Source organism: Streptomyces barkulensis (assembly GCF_002843305.1).
Lineage (GTDB): Bacteria > Actinomycetota > Actinomycetes > Streptomycetales > Streptomycetaceae > Streptomyces > Streptomyces barkulensis.
In genome coordinates this window covers 21,637-40,651 of the sequence record NZ_PGSG01000074.1, presented here as the reverse complement: position 1 = coordinate 40,651, position 19,015 = coordinate 21,637, and the positions used below count along the sequence as shown (strand labels likewise).

The 19,015-nt window shown below is 69.7% G+C and carries 13 protein-coding genes; 10 read left to right on the top strand and 3 right to left on the bottom strand.

Going from position 1 to position 19,015, the window contains the following annotated elements; all coding sequences use genetic code 11:
• Positions 1 to 1,657, top strand: a 1,657-nt coding sequence (locus tag CUT83_RS14845) for a chitinase (RefSeq protein ID WP_101256322.1), incomplete at its 5' end; no start/stop codon positions are given.
• A 931-nt stretch (positions 1,658 to 2,588) separates the two neighbouring features.
• Here the strand turns inward: CUT83_RS14845 and CUT83_RS14835 are convergent.
• The 3 genes from CUT83_RS14835 to CUT83_RS14825 all read right to left on the bottom strand — a co-directional run bounded on the left by CUT83_RS14835 (position 2,589) and on the right by CUT83_RS14825 (position 6,363).
• Positions 2,589 to 4,571 (bottom strand): caspase, EACC1-associated type, encoded by a 1,983-nt coding sequence (locus CUT83_RS14835; protein WP_101256320.1) that lies wholly within the window; start codon positions 4,569 to 4,571, stop codon positions 2,589 to 2,591.
• Positions 4,568 to 4,966, bottom strand: coding sequence for an effector-associated constant component EACC1 (locus CUT83_RS14830; RefSeq protein WP_194074710.1), 399 nt, complete (start codon positions 4,964 to 4,966; stop codon positions 4,568 to 4,570). Before CUT83_RS14830 ends, CUT83_RS14835 begins: the two co-directional genes overlap by 4 nt.
• Positions 4,967 to 5,877: 911 nt before the next feature.
• A complete protein-coding gene (locus CUT83_RS14825) occupies positions 5,878 to 6,363 on the bottom strand; it encodes a VOC family protein (RefSeq protein ID WP_101256319.1) in 486 nt (161 codons plus the stop codon).
• 494 nt (positions 6,364 to 6,857) lie between these two features.
• On the opposite strand from CUT83_RS14825, the gene CUT83_RS30550 reads away from it, so the two are divergent.
• From CUT83_RS30550 to CUT83_RS14780, 9 genes are all read left to right on the top strand, one after another.
• Entirely contained in the window at positions 6,858 to 7,055 is a 198-nt protein-coding gene (locus CUT83_RS30550) for an ATP-binding protein (protein ID WP_277347734.1), read from the top strand.
• A 200-nt stretch (positions 7,056 to 7,255) separates the two neighbouring features.
• On the top strand, positions 7,256 to 10,090 hold the full coding sequence (locus tag CUT83_RS14815; RefSeq protein WP_158239017.1) for an AfsR/SARP family transcriptional regulator: 2,835 nt from the start codon (positions 7,256 to 7,258) through the stop codon (positions 10,088 to 10,090).
• A gap of 443 nt (positions 10,091 to 10,533) precedes the next feature.
• Positions 10,534 to 11,961 (top strand): aspartate aminotransferase family protein, encoded by a 1,428-nt coding sequence (locus CUT83_RS14810; RefSeq protein ID WP_101256317.1) that lies wholly within the window; start codon positions 10,534 to 10,536, stop codon positions 11,959 to 11,961.
• Complete coding sequence (locus tag CUT83_RS14805) at positions 11,958 to 13,052, top strand: NAD-dependent epimerase/dehydratase family protein (RefSeq protein WP_240958192.1); 1,095 nt, start codon at positions 11,958 to 11,960, stop codon at positions 13,050 to 13,052. Before CUT83_RS14810 ends, CUT83_RS14805 begins: the two co-directional genes overlap by 4 nt.
• Positions 13,052 to 14,269: an endonuclease/exonuclease/phosphatase family protein gene (locus tag CUT83_RS14800; protein ID WP_101256316.1), complete on the top strand. Its 1,218-nt coding sequence runs from the start codon at positions 13,052 to 13,054 to the stop codon at positions 14,267 to 14,269. The genes CUT83_RS14805 and CUT83_RS14800 overlap by 1 nt, the downstream gene beginning before the upstream one ends.
• A gap of 37 nt (positions 14,270 to 14,306) precedes the next feature.
• Complete coding sequence (locus CUT83_RS14795; protein WP_240958190.1) at positions 14,307 to 15,443, top strand: glycosyltransferase family 4 protein; 1,137 nt, start codon at positions 14,307 to 14,309, stop codon at positions 15,441 to 15,443.
• Between the two features lie 23 nt (positions 15,444 to 15,466).
• On the top strand, positions 15,467 to 16,498 hold the full coding sequence (locus CUT83_RS14790) for a UbiA prenyltransferase family protein (RefSeq protein WP_158239016.1): 1,032 nt from the start codon (positions 15,467 to 15,469) through the stop codon (positions 16,496 to 16,498).
• Positions 16,499 to 16,667: 169 nt separating this feature from the next.
• Entirely contained in the window at positions 16,668 to 18,014 is a 1,347-nt protein-coding gene (locus CUT83_RS14785) for a glycosyltransferase family 4 protein (RefSeq protein ID WP_158239015.1), read from the top strand.
• Positions 18,007 to 18,999, top strand: a complete 993-nt coding sequence (locus CUT83_RS14780) for a lysylphosphatidylglycerol synthase domain-containing protein (protein ID WP_101256313.1) — start codon at positions 18,007 to 18,009, stop codon at positions 18,997 to 18,999. Before CUT83_RS14785 ends, CUT83_RS14780 begins: the two co-directional genes overlap by 8 nt.
• The last annotated feature ends 16 nt before the right edge of the window (positions 19,000 to 19,015 follow it).

Below are 19,015 nucleotides of genomic sequence, written 5' to 3'. Positions count from 1 at the left end.
CTCCTCCCCCGTCCACGGCGGCACGGCGGCCCTGAAGGCCACCCCCTCGGGCAGCGACAACGCCAAATGCACCCAGACCGTGACCGTACAGCCGGACTCCCAGTACGAACTGAGCGCCTGGGTGCAGGGCTCCTACGTCTACCTCGGCGCGTCCGGCACCGGCACCACCGACGTCTCCACCTGGACCCCGGGCGGCACCGGCTGGCAGCAGCTGCGCACCTCCTTCACCACCGGCCCGGACACCACCTCCGTCACCGTCCACACCCACGGCTGGTACGGCCAGAGCGCCCACCACGTGGACGACGTCTCCCTCACCGGCCCCGGCGGCGACCCGGGCGAGCCCGACCCCGACCCCCAGCCCCCGGCCGCCCCCGGCACACCCACCGTCGGCGCCACCACCTCCTCCTCGGTCACCCTGAACTGGAACGCCGTCGACGGCGCCACCGGCTACACCGTCTACCGGGACGGGGCCAGAGCACTGTCGGTACAGGGCACCTCGGCCACCGTCACCGGCCTGGCGGCCGCCACCTCCTACGAGTTCCGCGTCAGCGCCGTCAACGGCGCCAGCGAATCGGCCAGGTCCGCCCCCGTCACCGCCACCACCGACCGGACCGGCGACGGCGGCGGCCCGGACACCGGTCTGCCACGCCACGCCCTCGTCGGCTACCTCCACGCCAGCTTCGCCAACGGCTCCGGCTACACGCGCATGGCCGACGTCCCCGACACCTGGGACGTCATCAACCTCGCCTTCGGCGAGCCCACCTCCACCACCTCCGGTGACATCCGCTTCGCGCACTGCCCGCCGAGCGAGTGCCCGAACGTGGAGACGGAAGAGGAGTTCAAACAGGCGATCAAGGCCAAGCAGGCGGCGGGCAAGAAGGTCCAGATCTCCATCGGAGGCCAGAACGGCCAGGTCCGCCTCACCACCACGGCCGCACGCGACGCCTTCGTCCGCTCGGTCGCGGCGATCATCGACGAGTACGGCCTCGACGGCCTCGACATCGACTTCGAGGGACACTCCCTGTCCCTGGAGGACGGCGACACCGACTTCCAGAACCCCAGGAGCCCGGTCATCGTCAACCTGATCTCGGCGCTGAGGACCCTCAAGGCCCGCTACGGTGAGGACTTCACCCTCACCATGGCTCCCGAGACCTTCTTCGTGCAACTGGGTCACCAGTACTACGGGTCAGGGCGGTGGGGCGGCCAGGATCCGCGTGCCGGAGCGTACCTGCCGGTCATCCACGCCCTGCGCGACGACCTGACGCTGCTGCACGTCCAGAACTACAACTCCGGCCCGATCATGGGGCTGGACGGCCAGTACCACACCATGGGAAACGCCGACTTCCACATCGCGATGACCGACATGCTGCTGACGGGTTTCCCCGTCGCGGGCGACCCCGACAAGGTCTTCCCTCCGCTGAAGCCCTCGCAGGTGGCGATCGGCCTGCCCGCGACCAGCCAGGCCGGTGGCGGGCACACCAGTCCCGCTGAGGTCGCCAAGGCCCTGGACTGCCTCACCAAGGGCACGGCCTGCGGTACCTACCGGACGCACGGCACCTGGCCCGACCTACGCGGACTGATGACGTGGTCGATCAACTGGGACCGCTACGGCGGCTGGGAGTTCTCGCGGAACTTCGACGGCTACTTCGGACCGTGAGCGGCCGGGGTGCTCTCGGAGAGAACCACTGACTCGTACGGAGACAGTGGTGCGTGGGCAGGTCGACGTGCTCGACGGTGAAGGGCTGCCCGCTCGTCAGGTCCTCGAAGGGCGTCCCTCCCTTCGAGGACCTGGCCCCGGGGCCCTGGGCGCAGGTCGTCAGTCGCTTACCGGTGCCGCCGGCCCGGGGCTCAGACGTAAAGCACTCCGGCATGGGCGGGCGTGAAGAGGCCCAGGAGCGGCACGGTGACGAAAGGCCAGGACGGAACCGGTGACGGCCCGCCGGGCGAGGCGCCGGCGGCGGCACCGACCTTCGCGGGGCAAGGGTCGTGACGCGAGCCGTACCGCCGGTGCGGCCATGTTCTGCTCCCGCCGGCCGTGGCCGGCTCCCCCGGTGAGGACATGGCGTCCTGGAAGCGCCATGACATCCGTTTCCCGCCGGACCGGTTCGTCGTCCTGCTCACCGGAGGGAGCCGCCGTCGGCCGGGGGGCCGGTCTTCCGCGATGTCGCATTTCGGGTACTCTGGCGTCGCGCGCCTCGGGGCCGCCCGGAATTTTCGCCAGGTCTTCGGGGAAGCCGTCGTCCTCGACGCCCTGCAGGAACACCGCCACCTCCGGTTGTAAGGGCGGGCGGAAGCGCGCCGACGCGCGCACGGGCCCGCGCACTCCCGCTGCTCCGACTCTCGGCACGCGCCGGGCGCGCGGCCGCACCACTGACGCTCGCGCTGCCGGGGCCGGAGCCGGAGCCGGTCTACGTGTACCGGGCGAGGAACTCGGCCTGCCCGAAGCCGAGTTCCTCACGGAACCGGATCCAGGACCTCATGCGCTTCCGCTCGGACGGCACGGACCCCAGCCGCGACGGACACCGAGTGCCGATGTCCTGATCCGCCGGTGAGGCGCACTGCGGTCCGGCCGGGACCCGGGACCCGTGCTACCCCGACAGGCGGACGGCCAGCGAGTACACTCGCGTGATCTGCGCCGTGCTGCCGTTGTCGTCCGAGATCAGGTACAGCGGCCGCCATCCCTCGTAGCGGCCATCGGTCCACTCCTCCCCCAACGCCATGCCCTCGACGTTGTCGGCCAGTGGATTGCCCTGCTTCGATGGCGTCGTCCTCACCACTCCCGGACCGCCGGCCGGGCAGTCCGCGAGGTCGAAGAGCACCTCCCTCTCAGCGAAGACATCGGCCGGCAGCCGGTACAACGACTCCTCGCCCGTCACGTCCCGGGCGTTTTCCAGTGGGATTTCGACAACCTGGACCGTATTGCCGAGCCCTGCCACGTAGTGTCGTTCAAGCGCCAGCAGTCGCATGTCGTCGACCGCCGCCAGTTCCGCCAGATACAGCCCGTCCCCTGACAGATAGGTGTACTGCTCGTCCGGAACGTAGGCCCCGCCGGGAGCACCCGTGTAGCGCTGAATACGCAGGATGTTCCGACCGCGGGTGTCGCCGTCCGTGGCCAGCGGTGCCTCCCACCCCGCGTACAGGCGACGGCCGTCGGGAGAGACGGTGAGCGACTCGATGCCACGGCCCATCTGCGCGCTTCCCTCCGGCGCGTATCGGAGTTCCTTCGGCACGGGCAGGGACTTGCCGACCTGTTTTCCGGTAGCGATGTCGAAACGGCGGATGGCCGGTCCGGTCTCGGAACCGACCAGCACCGTCCTGCCTCCTTCCTCCACGACCAGCGCCTCCGCGTCGTACCAGTCGGGGAAGTTGCTGCCGTCCGCGCGTCGCAGTGTGTTGGCCGTCTTCGCCGAGAGTTCCAGGTCGAACGGGGAGCCGAGGTGCAACGGGAAGAGCCGGCCCGGGTTGTTGTCGGCGACCGCGAGCGCCGTGACCGGTTCTTCGGAGGTCAGCGCGAGTGCCGAGAGGCCCTCGATCGGCTCGTAGTTGACCTGCTCCTTGTCGAGGCCGTCGGAGTGGTCGAGCAGCACGGCCCGGGGCGAGCACGGCCCGGTAGCCGGGGCCGGGTGCGCTCTGTGCCACCAGTCCACCGCGGGCGCCGCCCCCAGGCTGAGGGCGACGCCCGCCGCCGCACTCAGCAGGGACCAACGCACCGTCCGCCCGCGTCGCACCGGCGGTGGACCGGTGTGTGCGGTCAGTGAGGGGAGCACCGCTACGTTGCGGATGAAGTCCAGTCCGCCGACTCCATTGCGGTCCTCGTCCTGGGGCTCCTGCGGCATCTCCGGCCTCATCGCGGCGATGTGCGCCCTGACGGCCACGAAGAGTGCGTGCAGCCCGAGCATCTCCGGCCCGTCGGGCAGCCCTTGGCGCATGACGTCCACGAGCGCGCCGGTGAAGACGGTGCAGCGCCGGGGATCCGGGGCATGGGAAGGGCGGTCACGCGGGGCCGAGGTCATCACGTACGAGCCCTCGACGCCCCGCAGGGTCCCCACGGCCGCCTCTCCACCACGCACCCCGCGGTCGGCGGAGGACATCTCGGCCATCACCTGGCCGCTGAAGCAGCAGTCCAGAATCAGCACCCGGCGCAGAGCGGAACCTCGGTCCCGGATGGCGCGGCGGACATCGGCGGAGCGGACGCAGGTGTCCGGCTGATCCTCGGCCGAGCCGGGTAACGTCAGGTGCAGTTGCCGCTCCTGCCTGTCCAGGAGTCCGTGGCCCGCGTAGTAGACGATCAGCGTGTCCTCGGCCCGTTCGGCCGCCTCGCGTATCGGGCCGACCAGGTCGGAAGGGGCCCTGGGGTTCGTCACGACCGTGATCCGGTCTTCGGGGAGGCCCCAGATCTCCTTGTCGGTCAGGACCGCCCGCAACGCGGTGAGGTTGTGCCTGACGCTGCGCAGCGAGTCCAGATACGTGTAGTCGTCCACCCCGATCAGCACACAGGCCGAGCGGGCCGGGTCAATCCTGTGGGGCGTACCGCTGGTCTGTGCCCCGTCCGGCCGGTCGGTGACGGTCACCGCGCCTCCTCAGGGGCACCGTCCGCGGCATCGGGCCGATCAGGTGCCCCGGTGGCGGTCTGCTGCCGCGGAGCGGGAGGCGACTGCCCGAGGCTGCGCAGTACGGCCTCGGCCTGCTCCGTATCCGCGCCGAGGACGTTGATCGTGACCGGTGTCCGGGGCCTGCGGCCTTGGCGCCAGGCCGAATACGACAGCGGCAACTGAGCCAGTGCCACGGCCGTGGAGATCACCGCCAGCACCGCTTCGAGACCGGCTCCCATCCGCCCGGACGAATCGCCGACGACCGGCCGGACGCGCACGTGTCCACGCAGCGCTCGGTCGTCGGACAACCAGTGGTACAGGGAACGCAGATCCTCGTCCCCGTTCGGCCCCGTCATCTCGAATCTGATCTGCATTCGGCTCCCCCCCTGCTCTGCCGCTCAATGGTGCCGGCCACGAGTAGAGAACGCTTGGCAACCTGCATAAAGTTTCCCCTCTTCCGCTGTGCGGGCTGGACCACCCGGCTCCTGGGCCGTCGGACCGCTGGAGGTGGCGTGGTCCAGTTCTCGGCGGGCCCGGAACGTGCCGTGCACGTTCCGGGCCCGCCGCACACACGATGTGCAGGGCTGGATCACCCAACTGCCGGAGACACACGCGGATGAGTCGACCCACCGGTGCGACATGGTGTTGTCGTTCATGTTGTACCCGGTGGTGAAGGGGTTACGGGACAGGTTGTCCACGTAGTACTCGTAGGGCGGGAGACAACCACAACCTCCTCGGCCTCCCGGGAGGTAGTGGAACGCGACGACGTCGCAGCTTCCCATGTAGCCGCTGTTGATAACGAACGACGCGCTGTTCGCGTCGCTGCCTCGGAAAGCGCCAGCGGAATCGCTCCAATCAGTGAGGTTTTCCCAATCTCACGCTGACGCGGTGAGGTGAAGGGTGAGGACGGCCTGGAGGGAGGCTCGAAACCGAGTGTGGGGCCGGGTCTGTGCTGGTCGGGCATGGTGTCGAGGTGGTGGGGCGACTGGAAGAGCGGTGGCGTCCGGCCCGGTGGCCGGACACCATGCGCAGGCCGTACTTCTTGGCGATGCCGGAGGCGGGCAGGCGGTCGGAGCGGGTCCGCTGGGTGTCGTTGTGTCCGGCTTCCTCGCGGCGGTCGGTGCCAGGCCGGGGTGATGTCGTTGTCGGCGGCGCGTTGGGCGCGGGCCCGCACGCTGCGGGGCCCGCCGTGGCCGGCGGTGGACAGCCGCACCTCCCAGCCGATCCGGTGGCCGCCGGCCTCCACCAGGGCGTCGGTGCGGACCCCGCGCGCGACTGCGAGCGGTCACCCGGCGGCGGCCAGCCGGCGCCGGAGCTCCTCTTCCGAGACGTCTTCCACGTGCGTCAGGAACACCCACATGTGACCCGAAGGGTCCTTGAGGATGACGGTGCGGTCACCATGAAACATGTCTGTCGGCGGCTGGAGGATCTCGGCGCCGGCAGCCTCTGCGCGCTCCGCCAGGCCGTCGACGTCCGGCACGAAGACATGCAGGGTGACGGACGTGCCGCCACCGAGCGAGGCCGGCGCGGCGAAGGAGCCGGCCTCCGCCTCGTCCACGCTGGCGTCGCCCAGCATCAGCACCGACTGTCCGATGGTGATCTCGGCGTGCAGGATCCCGCCGTCCGGAGCGTCGATCCTGAAGTCCTCGCGGGCGCCGAACGCCCGCCGGTAGAAATCGATCGCCGCGGCAGCGTCATCGACCATGATGTGCGGGATCACGGCATAGCGGTAACGGCCGGGGATCTCGATGTGAGCTGTGCGCTCGGCCATGACGAACCTCCTCGAAAGGCACCGCCGGTCGGCTCCTGCGGCTCTATGACGAACCTAGAAGCTCAGGCATGGTTGAAGTCAAACGCAGATACCCCCTACAGGTGACTTCGTGCACGAGTTGCGCCAGTGGTTGTACATGGAGGTCGGGAATCGGCCACACCAGGTGATGCGCCACAGGAGGCTTCAGCCGAGGAGACCGGGGGCCGGCGACGGTGGCTCTTCCAGGACCACCGCGTCGACCGCCGCGGGCTCGGCAGACGGGGTGGTGGGTTGGGGCCACAGGTGCGGTGCAGGCGGTTGCGGGCGGCCGTCTGTCCGGCCGGCGCCTCCGGGCGGACGCCGTGGGTGCGCAGGCGCGCCGCGACCCGCGATGACCTGGAACCTCGCCTCGGCCACCGGCGCACCTCCTCGCACCTGAACGGTCGGGGCAGCACCTTCGAGACCAGGCCGCAGCCACGAAAGCCAACGAGGACTTCGGGAACGGGATATGGCCAGTGGCAGCAGCAACTCTTGTAGGGGAACAAGCGCCGGCCCCTGATCGCCGGGGAGAGGTCTTCGGGGACGAGGTCGCCGCCGCCGCGATGATCGACCGACTCGTCCACCATGCCGAAGTCGTCTCTCTGAAGGAAGACGGCCACCGCATGCGCGGACGCGACGCCCGGCGGGTTCCCATCACCCGCAGCGGGGAATGAACATCGACTGACAGCGTGTGGCCTATTTTTCGTCCGAGCCCTCGGACCGCGTATCGGCCGTTATCGACAGCATGTCACGGGAGACAGGGGTCTGCTCTATGCGCTCATCGGTTTCGGTCCCATCTGGAGACGCGGCGGCATGCGAGGACTTCGACGTCCGGGTGCTGGGGCCACTCGAGGTGAGGCACAGACAGCGGGTGGTGCAGTTACCCGCAGGCCGATTACGTGTGCTCCTGTCGTGCCTGGTGATGTCGCCCAACGAGGTCGTCTCCAGCGACACGCTGATCGATCGAATATGGGCAGAGACCCCGGTGGAACGGGCGCGCGGCGCGCTGCACACCTGCGTGAGACGGCTGCGCCACCTGCTCGGCCCCGACCTGGTGCAGACGAGACCCGGCGGGTACGCCCTGCGGGTATCAGCCGACAGCGTGGACCTGCTGCGATTCCGGGATCTCGTCCGGCGCTCGGAGTCCGCCGGAGATGACTCCGGTGAGAGGCTGGTTCTGCTGCGCGAAGCTCTGGCGCTCCGCCGCGGCGACCCGTTCGCCGATGTCGCCTCCCCGTGGCTGGATCGCGGGGTGGTGCCCCGGCTGAACGAGGAGTGGTTGAGCGCTCTGATGTGCCGCATCGACCTCGAGATGGCGGCGGGTCGGCACTATGAGCTGATTCACGAGCTGCGCGAGCTGACGACCGCCCACCCGCTGCACGAGGCGAGCTGGCAGCGCCTGATCCTGGCCCTGCACCGGTGCGGTCGCCGCGCCGAGGCCCTGGAGGCGTACCAACAAGTCCTCGCGATCCTCCGGGACGAGTTGGCGCTCGATCCCAGCGACGAACTGCGGGAACTGCACCGGTCCGTCCTCGACGGCGGCGCGACCCACTCCCCTGCCGGCGGCGTGGGTGAGCAGGAGCCGGTCGTCGGCACAATCGTCCTTTCCGCCGTCGATCCGCCTGCGCAGTCGCCGCCGGTCCGCCCACAGCAGCTTCCGCCGGGCATCCCCTGTTTCACCGGCCGCACCATGGAGCTGGCCGGACTGGACGGCCTGCTGCCCGCCGAGCACGGTCAGTCCGCGCAGACCACGGCGATCGCCGTGGTCGACGGGGCGGCGGGTGCCGGCAAGACCGCCCTGGCGGTGCACTGGGCACACCACGTACGCGACCGGTTTCCCGACGGGCAGCTCTACGCCGATCTCCGCGGCTACGGTTTGGGCTCTCCAGTGGAGCCCACCGCTGTCCTGGAGATGTTCCTGCAAGCGCTGGGCGTCCCCGCGCGGCAGATCCCGTCGGAGCTGGACGGCCGCTCCGCGCTGTTGCGCAGCACCCTGGCCGGCCGGCGGGTGCTCGTGCTGCTGGACAACGCGCGCGACTCCGCGCAGGTGCGTCCGCTGCTGCCCGGCTCGCACTGCCTGGTCCTGGTCACCAGTCGCGGCCAGCTACGCGGCCTGGCGGTGCGGCACGGCGCCTACCGCGTCGGCCTCGACCGGCTGTCTGCCGAGGAGTCGGTCACCTTGCTCGCCGGTGTCGTGGGCGAGGACCGGGTCGCGGCCGAGCCGGACACCGCCGTGCAACTCGCCGGTCTGTGCGCTCACATGCCCCTGGCCCTGGCCCTGGCCGCCGAGCGCGTCCACCACCTGTCCGGACCGGACAACCGGACGGGACCGGCGGCCGGGCACTCCGCCCCGCTGCACGACCTTGTCGCTGAACTCGCCGTGGAGCGGCGCCGGCTGGATGTGCTCAGCGTGGGCGACGACGAGACCTCGGCGGTTCGCGGCGTTTTCTCCTGGTCCTACGACGCACTCGACACGGCCGCCGCCGGCGCGTTCCGCGCCCTCGGCCTGCACCCCGGGCCCGACATCAGCGTCGAGGCGGCGGCCGTGCTCATCGGCGTCGGCACGGAGCAGACGCGGCGGCTGGTGGAGGGGCTGACGGGCCGGGGCCTGCTGGAGCGGGCCGGCCGGAACCGGTACCGCTACCGGTTCCACGGCCTGATGCGCCTGTACGCGGCGGAGCGGGCCGAGGCGGAGGAGAGCGAGCCGACCAGGCTGGCGGCGCTGCGTCGCGTCCTGTGCTGGTACCTGCACACCGCCGATGCGGCCGAGCGGATGCTCAACCCCGGCCACCAGCACCGTCCACCCGACCCCTTCGAGGAGGGCTGTGAACCGCTTGCCTTCTCCTCGCACGAGGAGGCGCTGCGGTGGAGTGAGACAGAGCGCGCCAACCTGATGGCCGCTGTCCGGCTCGCCTTCGAGGTCGGTGAGTACACCATCGCCTGGCGGCTCCCGACCGTCCTGTGGGGCTTCTTCAACCTGCGTAAACACTGGGGCGACTGGATCGAGAGCCACAGGGTGGGTCTCGCCGCCGCCCGGGCACAGGGTGATCGCTGCGGCGAGGCCTCGGTGCTCACCAGCCTCGGGTTCGCCCGGTGGAACCAGCGGCGGTTCGCCGAAGCGCTGGAGTGGCTCGAGAACGCGCTCGTGCTGCGACGCGAGCTCGGGGACCGCTGGGGGGAGGGCATCGCGCTGACCGGACTTGGCCGGGTTCGCGGGAACCTGGGCGAGCCCAGGCGTGCGTTGGAGCACCATGCGGAGGCTCTCGGCATCTTCGAGGAGATCGGAAACCACTGGGGGCAAGGTTTCGCTCTGGCCGGTCTCGGCCGCGTCTACCAGGATTTGAACGAGTCCGAGTGTGCCCGCGAACACCAGTCGAGGGCGGTCGGTGCCTTCCGGAGGATCGGCAACCGCTGGGGGGAGAGCATCGCGTTGCGGGACCTGTGCCTGACGTACGCCGCCCTCGGCCGGCACGAGGAGACCATCGCCTGGTGTCGACGTGCCCTCGCCCGCTGCCACGAGCCGGGTGCCCGGTATACCAAGACCCGCATCCTCAACGTACTGAGCCACGCCCTGTGTGAGACGGGCCGGTCGGTGGAGGCGCGGCGGGTATGGGGCCGGACCACAGCCTTCTTCGAAGAGCTGGGGGACTCGAACGCTGCCGGAGCAGGCGATCTCCTCGGTGCGCCGACGGCCGACGCGGGCTGGTGACGGTGCCGCTGGCATGTCCCTGACGTTAGCTGCGAGATTTCTGACAGCGGCCCTGTGCTCTACTGAGGTGGTCCACGAAGGGGAGCCGGGCCGCACGCCTCCAGGCACGGCAAGAGCCCTCTCTGCGGGGCGCCCGGTCACGCATCCCCCCTCGGGCCCGAGGGATACGGGAACGGGGGCACATCCAGCCACAGGTACACGGGAGAGTCCCTGACGCCCGAGGCCGTAACTCTCTGAGGCCGTCCGGAGAACACGGCGGTGAGAGCGGCGGCCACGGGCGGGGACGGACGGTGGCCGGGACAGCCGGCCGCCGCGGATTCCCGGCCCGTCGAACGAGGTAGCGCGCCCGGTCCGGATCTCGCGGACGAGGACCGCAGTGACGGCGGGACACGAATCCTTGCCGTAGATGTCGGAGCACCCAAAAACGTCGATCGGAAGGGCCCATGGCGCATCTCGTCAGCCTGGAAGAGGCCGAGAAGCTGGATGTCGAGGAAGTACACGAACTCTACCGCACGTATATCAACAAGAGCCAGGTCCGGTTGATGACCTCCTTCGGTTTCGGCCGGGAGCTTGTCGACCATGCCGAGGGCGCTTATATCTACACGCGTGACGGCCGTAAGATTCTGGATTTCACCGGCGGAGTCGGCGTACTCAACCACGGGCACAACCATCCGCGCATTCTCGCCGCACGTCGGCGCTTCCAGGAACAGCGGCGCATGGAGGTGCACAAGACCTACTTCTCGCCGTATCTCGCCGCCCTGGGCAACAATCTGGCAGCGGTCCTGCCGGGTGATCTGAACCGTTCGTTCCTGCCGAACTCCGGAGCGGAGGCGGTCGAGGGCGCGGTCAAACTGGCGTACAAGTACCACGGCGGCCGGCGGAACCGGATCCTGCGGGCGGACAGCAGCTTCCACGGCAAACTCCTCGGTTCCGGCGGGCTCACCGGCGGGGCGCAGAACCATTTCGAGTTTCCCACCATTCCCGGCATCGGCACCTTCGAGTACGACGACATCGGCTCGGTTCGGCGAGTTCTCGCGGAGAACAGGGACGCGCGGGGCCGCAGCGAGGTGTACGCACTCCTCATCGAGCCGTTCAGCGCGTCGACCATGCGCTGGTGCTCCGAGAAATTCCTGCGCGAGCTCCGTGAATTGTGCACGGCCGAGGACATCGTGCTGATCTTCGACGAGATCTACACCGGGTGGGGTAAGACCGGCAGCATGTTCTACTTCACCCGGTACGAGGGCCTCGTGCCCGACGTGGTGACGACCTCGAAGTCGTTCGGCGGCGGCAAGTCCTCCATTTCCGCCTACGTGGCGCGTGAGCCGGTCTTCCGCAAGGCGTACGACAACATGGGCGACGCGATGACGCAGAGCACGTCCACGACGTACTACGGCTTCGGCGAGGAGACCGCGACGGCCATCGAGGCCGTCTGCGTAGCTGTCGAGGACGACTATCCGGGGCGGGCCCGCGCCCTGGAAGCGGTACTGCGGCCAGGTCTTGAGCGCATCCGGAAGACCCATCCCGACCTGATCGCCGATGTGCGCGGCTCCGGCGCGCTCTACGGGGTGTTCCTCTCCGGCGGGCCCAAGGTGCTGGACCTCATCGGCAAGCTGCCGGCCGGAGACCTGGCCAGGGACCCGCTGATCCGTACGAAGATCATCACCGCAGCGGTCATCGACACGCTGTACCGCAAGCACGACGTCTACACCTACAACACGCTCAACGGTCGCAGTCCGCTGGTCGTGAGCCCTCCGCTGGTAGCGGGCCCCGAAGAGGCCGAACACTTCCTCGGCGCCCTGGACGCCACCCTTGCCGAGGGCATGAACCGGCTGCTCGGCCGCTTCATACGGGAGCGGGTGAGCTCGTGGTGACCGACGCGCCGCACGGGCTGCCGTCCCCGGGCCGATCTGCTCTCCCGGGCCGTGTCGCCGTCACCGGTGCCGCCGGCGTACTCGGCACACACCTGGTGAACCGCCTGCTGGCGGCGGACAGCCAGGTCCGCGCCTTCGACCTGGCACCGGTGCCCACGAGACCCGGACTGAAGCCGTTCACCGGGGACATACGTGACGCGGACGCCCTCGCCGAAGCCTTCGAAGGCGCCGACGCCGTGGTGCACTGCGCCTCCGCGCTGCCCAGCTACCCCGTGGCGGACATCAGGTCGATCGTCGTCGAAGGCACCACCACCGTGCTGGAAGCGGCCCGCGCCGCGGCCGTGCCCAGGGTGCTGCACATCTCCTCGACCGCCGTCTACGGACTGCCCCGGCTGGTACCCACACCCGAGGACCACGCGCTTGAGCCGGTGGATCCCTACAGCTCCGCGAAGGCGGAGGCGGAGAAGGTCGTCGAGCGGTTCCGGGCGGGAGGTATGTGTCTGCCGGTACTGCGGCCCAAGACCTTCCTGGGTCCCGGAAGGATGGGGCTGTTCGACATGCTCTTCCAGTGGGCCGAGGAGGGCAGGAACTTTCCCGTGCTCGGCAAGGGCGATGTGCGCATCCAGATGCTGGGGCTGGACGATCTCGTGGATGCGGTGCTGGAGGTGCTGCGCGCCCCGGACGAGGTGGCCTGCGACACGTACAACATCGGCGCCGCCGAGTTCGGCACCCTGCGGGAGGACTTCCAGTGCGTGCTGGACGCCGCGGGGCACGGCGGGCATGTGGTGTCGATGCCCGGCGGACCCGCGGTGGCGGTGCTGCGCGGACTGGAGCGGACGAAGCTGTCCCCCGTGTACGGCAGGCTGGTGTCCAAGCTGCTTGCCGACTCCTACGTCAGCGTCGACAAGGCCCGGGAGAAACTCGGCTTCCGCCCCCGGTTGTCCAACCAGGACGCCATCCTCCAGACGTACGCCTGGTGGCGCGCACAACGTGCAACGGCGACAGGCGTCCCGGCGGGCAAGGGCGGCGGACGGACCAGCCGGGACCCGTGGCGGCAGGGCGTGCTGGGACTCGCGAAGGTGTTCTTCTGATGGCCGCCACGGGCGCACCGGGCGGCGGCTCGTCCGCACCCCCGGCCGAGGAGGACACCGGCCGGGACGCATCGAAGCAGGCACCAAACACGCCGGAGGAGGCGCCGGCCGCCCGCCGCTGGTGCTGGGGAACGCGCCTGCTGGTGGCGAGCACGGCGGTCTGGACGGTCCTCCTCGCCCTCCACGTCCTGCTCATCGGCCGCTGGTGGCCATGGCTCATCGTCGAGATCACCCCGCCGCTGACCGTGGTGGTGGTGCCTGTGCTGCTGCTCGTACTCGTCCCGTTCGCGACGCCGGTGCGCCGCTGGCTCTCCGCGGTCCTGGTGCTCCTGTTGCCGGCCGGGGCGTACGTGGCCGGCTTCGGATGGACGGACACCACCGCGGACAGCTCCCGGGGCACGGAGGTCAAGGTCTTCGCCTGGTCCACGGACTACTGGCAGATGGCGTCCGACGACAAGGAGGCCTTCTACGCCTTTCTGCGCCGCCAGGACGCCGACGTGTATCTCCTCCATGAATACCTCAACTGGAACTACTCGAGCAGGGACGAGCAGAAGAAGTGCACAAGTCCTGTCCGCATCGACGACTCGGCCCGGCTGCGTGCGGAGTTTCCCGGCTACCGGCTGCTCGTGCAGGGCGAGTTGCTCACTCTGTCCCGGTTGCCGGTCGTCGCAGCGCCCAACCAGCGGGTTCCCGCCACGGGTGATGACTGGTACTGGAAGGGAGCGAAGGCTCAGCGCACCGATATTCGAGTGGGCCGACGCACGGTCTCCTTCTACAACGTGCATCTGCCGATTCGCTTCCGGCCCTGCGATATCCGCTACGGGCTGGACCGTTTCTACCGGGCCGGTAAGGACCAAGGGGACTGGTGGATCAGGGAATACCGCAAACTGCGCGCGGATCTGGGCGGGAACCCCCACCCGGCCGTGGTGGCCGGCGACTTCAACGCGGCCTGGATGAATCTCTACTCACTCGGAGCCGGTACTCGGCCCCACAACCCGAGTGGTTCCCTGTTTCCCGCCTTCTCCTGGCCTGCCTGCGAGGGCTCCTGCTCACTGCCCCGGTCGTGGCGCGTGCTGCCCCGACTGTGGCGTTTCGACTGGCTTTTCACCACTGAGAACCTGGCGGTCTCCGGCTACCACCTCCGCGGCGGCGAGGCCCTCTCCGACCATTCGGCCCAGAAGATCCGCGTAGTCGTCCCGGACCAGGTCTCTTCGTGAACCGCGACACCAGGTCAGACACAGGAAGGGAAGCACCGTGCTGCAACCTGACACGTTCGACGTGACGGTGATGCTCGACTACTACAGCCCGTATGTCAGTGGTCTGACGGAGGCTGCGCGGCTGACCGCCGAGGGGCTCGCCGGCCGTGGCTGGAAGGTCGCGGTGGTCTGCGCCCAGCACGATCCCGCACTCGCCCGTCGGGAAGTCCTCAACGGTGTCCACGTCTTCAGGGCTCCGGTACTCGCCCGGATCAGCAGGGGCTTCATCAGCCCTCAACTTCCGTTACTGGCCGGGCGTCTGGCGGCACGCTCGGACATCGTCCACATGCATCTGCCCAACCCCGAGGCCGCGTTCGTCGCCGCGTTCAAGCGCGGCGCACGGCTGGTCGTGACGTACCACATCGACGTCTTCCTGCCCGACGGCCCCGTCAACCGCTTCGGTATGTGGGCCGTCGACCAGTCGTGCAAGGCTGCCGTACGGAAGGCGGACCTGGTCATCACGAACAGCGAGGACCAGGCACGTGGGTCACGCATCTGGCCGACGATCAGGCGCCGCCGACTGCTGCCCGTCTCCTCACCGTGCGTGGACCGCAACGGTGGCACGCCCCGGCTGCGCGACGGGGACGGGCTGCACATCGGCTTCATGGGCCGGATCACCGTGGACAAGGGCATCGAATACCTCATACGGGCCTTCCGAGCCATCGACGACCCCCGGGCACGACTGCTGATCGCGGGGGACTACACGACCGTGGCGGGTGGCAGCAACATCGCACAGCTCCGCCGGGAGGCCGGCGACGACCAGCGGATCCGCTTCACGGGCCTGCTGCGCGGTGACGCGGTACGGGACTTCTACGCCTCGATCGACGTCTTCGCACTGCCCTCGATATCGGAGTCCTTCGGCATCGTCCAGGTCGAGGCGATGATGGCCGGCATCCCGCCGGTGAGCACGGAACTACCCGGTTCCCGCTACCCCATCGAGGCCACGGGCTTCGGGCGACTGGTCCCGCCCGGGGACCCGGGGGCGTTGCGTGCGGCGATCCTGGAGATGGCCGAACTGCCTTCCCAGGACCGGGAGTCGGGGCGCGAAGCAGCGACGAAGCTCTTCGGTGGGGAGGCGTTCCTCGACGCGCACGAAGAGGCGTTCCAGAAGCTCCTGAGCGGCAGTCGGCGGTGAAGCGGCTGGGCGGCGGAGACACCGTGGACGACCAGGGCGGTGCGGCCGCGGCCGCACCGCCCGGTCCTGGGACGTCCACACCCCCGGCAGCGTCGGCGACGGCTCCTGCGGAACCGGCCCGCGCGACGGACGGCTCGCACGGTTCCCTCCAGGAAGGCACATCACGCACCACTGCCCGGCGTTCCCGGCTGCCGGCAGCACTGGTGCTGCTGCGCCCTCGCCAGTGGGTGAAGAACGTCTTCGTCCTCATCATTCCGCTGGCCGTGGACCCCGCGGCGCTCCTGCACCACATCGCGTGGGGACTCGCCACCTTCGCCACGTTCACGGCGGCCTCCGCCGCGGTCTACGTCCTCAACGACTGGCTCGACCGCGAGCAGGACCGGCTGCATCCGGTCAAGCGCCATCGGCCGTTGGCCAGCGGTCAGGTCGGCCCACTCGGCGCGCTGCTCCTGGGCGCGGGCTGTCTGACGACACTGGCAGCCTGCGGCGCACTGCTGCCGCCGGCGGTGCAGGCTGTCACCGCTGCATACGTGGTACTCAATCTGGCCTACTGCCTGGCGTTGAAGCACTTCCCGCTGGTCGACGTCAGCGTGATAGCAATCGGCTTCGCCCTTCGGGCGCTGGCGGGCTGTTTGGTGGTGGCGGCGCCTTTCAGCCCTCCTTTGATCATATCCGTGTACTGCGCCTGCCTGCTGATGGCGCTCGGCAAGCGACGCCACGAACTTGTCACCGCGGACATCCAGGAGCGGGCGGCCACGCAGCGGCCCGCTCTCACGGGGTACTCGGTCTCCTTGCTCGACCAGCTGATGGTCCTGCTGCTGGCGGTCACACTGATCAGTTACGAACTGTTCGTCCTCTCCGCACCGCATCCACACGCTGCCGTGCTGGCCGTCGTCACCATGCCCCTCGCCATCTTCGCCCTGTGCCGCTATCTGCAATTGATAGCGCTGCACCGCGGCAGTGAAGAGCCGGGCCATGACGTACTCACGGACGCACCGCTCATGATCAACGGCATTCTGTGGCTGATCGTTCTGACCGTCAGCCGATTTCTGTGAGTACGACCCGGGAAACCACCGTCTCCGCCCCACTGCCACAACTGCCACAACTGCGCAGCCGATGCACGCCTCGAGTCCGTTCCCGCACGTATGCCGGAATCCTTCAGCGCGATCCGAGAACCGTACGGCGGATCGGCTCCTACAGGGCTGCAGAGAGAGGATGGTCCGCTTGAGTCGCCTGAGCCCGGCCCTCGGCACCGCCCCACCACGCTCCCCGCTGCGGCGGGTGATAGTGGTCTGTCACCAGTACCCGCCCTGGACCCTGGGCGGCCTGGCGGAGTACGCGCAGCGGTTCGTCCGGTGCGTCCAACGGGAGCACGGCGACGTGCCACTGACGCTGTACACCCTGAACTGCCCGGCGAACCTCCCCCGCCGGGAGCGGCATGGCCCCGTGACGATCCGGCGGCCCTGGCTGCCGAGCCGGCTCAAGCGGCGCATCGTGGCGCCGAAGAACCATCTGGCGCTCAGCGGCCGGGCCCTGTTCGCGCTCTCCCTGCTCGCCTTCAATCTGGCGACACTGCCCGCGCTCGTGCGAGCCCGCCGGCCGGGCACAGTGGTGGCCGTGCACGACTGGCAGAGTGCCCCGGCCGGAATCCTCGCGGCCACCGTGCTACGGCTGCCCGTGGTCTATCACGTTCACAACACCGAGATGACGATGGCCGAGCAGCCCGATATGACCGATCCCTTCCGGCTGATCGAGATCAATCAGCGGCTGCTCGCCGAAGCCGCGGCCCGGATCGTCGTGCCCACCCCGGAGCTGAGGCGGCTGGTCGTCGCGCACGGCTGGCGGGCGGACCGCATCAGCGTCATCCCGCACGGCTGCGAGACCACCGGCATCCCGGCCGACCGGGACTCCGACGACGCGAAGCTCGCCCGCGAGCGGGAGCGGGCGCGAAGCGGGCTCCGCGCGGAACTCGGGCTTCCCCCCGACACCCCGTTGCTGGTCTTCGCCGGCCGGCTCAGCCCGGTCAAAGGCGTGCCCACGCTGCTCCACGCCCTGCCTGCGGTCGCCCGCCGCCATCCCGGGGTTCACTTGGTGATGCTCGGCGTCGGCCTCGCCGGCACGGACCAGGACACGGCGGTGGACCGGCTGGTCACCGAGCTCGGCATCGGGGACCGGACGCACGTCTACCACCGTTATCTGCCCCAGGAGGACGTGCGACGCCACTATCTCGCCGCCGACGCCTGCGTCTTCCCCTCCCGTTATGAGCCGTTCGGGCTGGTCTCGGTCGAGGCGATGGCCCTGGCGGCCCCGGTGGTGCTCGGCTCCGGCTTCTCTGCGCTGATCTCCGACGGCGAGGACGACGGCGGTCCAGCGGCGCTGCGGATGAGCGGTGACACCCCCGACGAACTGGCCGCCCTCATCTGCCGGCTGCTGGACGACCCCGCCGCAGCCGCACGGCTGGCCGCCCGTGGCCAAACCCACGCCCGCCGGAACTTCCGCTGGCCGGACACCATCGCCCGCACCCTCGGCCTGTACGAGAGCCTGACGCGCCGGAAGTCCAGCCGTGGATGACACCAGCCGCCGCCGGCGGCGCCCGCGGCCTCGCTGGCGGCCACTGGCCGGCTGGGCGCTGGCCTGCGTCATCGTCGTCGGGCTCGTGCTGGCCCTCCGTGAACAGGACTGGTCGGCCACACGCCCCATGATGACCCTCCGGGCGCTGCCCTTTGTGTTGGTCTCCTGCGTGATCAATGTGGCAGCCCTGCTGTGCGCCATGATGTCCTGGCGCGGCCTCCTCGCCGATCTGGGGCATGTCCTGCCTCGCCGCACCGCCGCCGGTGTCTACTTCGTCGGAATGAGCGCCAAGTACGCGCCCGGGGCGCTCTGGGTGGCTCTCACCCATGCGCGGCTCGCCCGGAGTGTCGGTGTCGGAACGCTGGTCATCATCGCTGTCTCGCTGCTCAACATTCCGGTCGTACTGCTGACCGGGATGGTCGTCGGCAGCCTGGCCGCGCCTTTGATGTTCGGGGCCTGGAGCTGGCTGCTGCTGTTCCCGGCCGCGTCGCTGGCCTTCGCGCTGGCGCGGCCGTCGCTGGTGGGACGGGCCGCGCAGGCGGCCGCCCGCCTGCTGCGCCGAAAACTGACCGTGTCCGGCTCGGGACGGCAGATCCGTGCGGCCATCGGATGGCAGCTTGCCTGCCGTCTGGTCTCCGGCCTCCATCTGTGGCTGCTCACGCTCCCCATGGGCGCGCCCATGGGGCAGTCTCTGGTGATCAGCGTCGGAGCGTTCGCGCTGGCCACGGGGGTCAGCTCGGTCGTCGTGGTACTGCCCGACGGCGCCCTGGTCCGGGAGATGGTCCTGATCGGAACACTCTCCCAAGTGCTGCCCGTCACCGCGGCCACCGCCGTGGCGGTGGCCAGCCGCGCCGTCTGTCTGGTGACGGATCTGCTGGTCAGTGGCGTGTGCGCGCTGGCCATGGCGTCCCGGCTCCGGCGTACCGGAACCATCACGAACGGTGCCACCGACCTTCTCCCCGCTCCGGGGGACGCCGGACGGTAGGCACGTGCTCGCCGGC

Excerpts from the sequence above, each read along its gene's own strand:
- CUT83_RS14825 (WP_101256319.1), bottom strand. The coding sequence starts at position 6,363 with ATGGCCGAGCGCACAGCTCACATCGAGATCCCCGGCCGTTACCGCTAT.
- CUT83_RS14800 (WP_101256316.1), top strand. The coding sequence starts at position 13,052 with ATGGCCGCCACGGGCGCACCGGGCGGCGGCTCGTCCGCACCCCCGGCC.
- CUT83_RS14810 (WP_101256317.1), top strand. The coding sequence starts at position 10,534 with ATGGCGCATCTCGTCAGCCTGGAAGAGGCCGAGAAGCTGGATGTCGAG.
- CUT83_RS14830 (WP_194074710.1), bottom strand. The coding sequence starts at position 4,966 with ATGCAGATCAGATTCGAGATGACGGGGCCGAACGGGGACGAGGATCTG.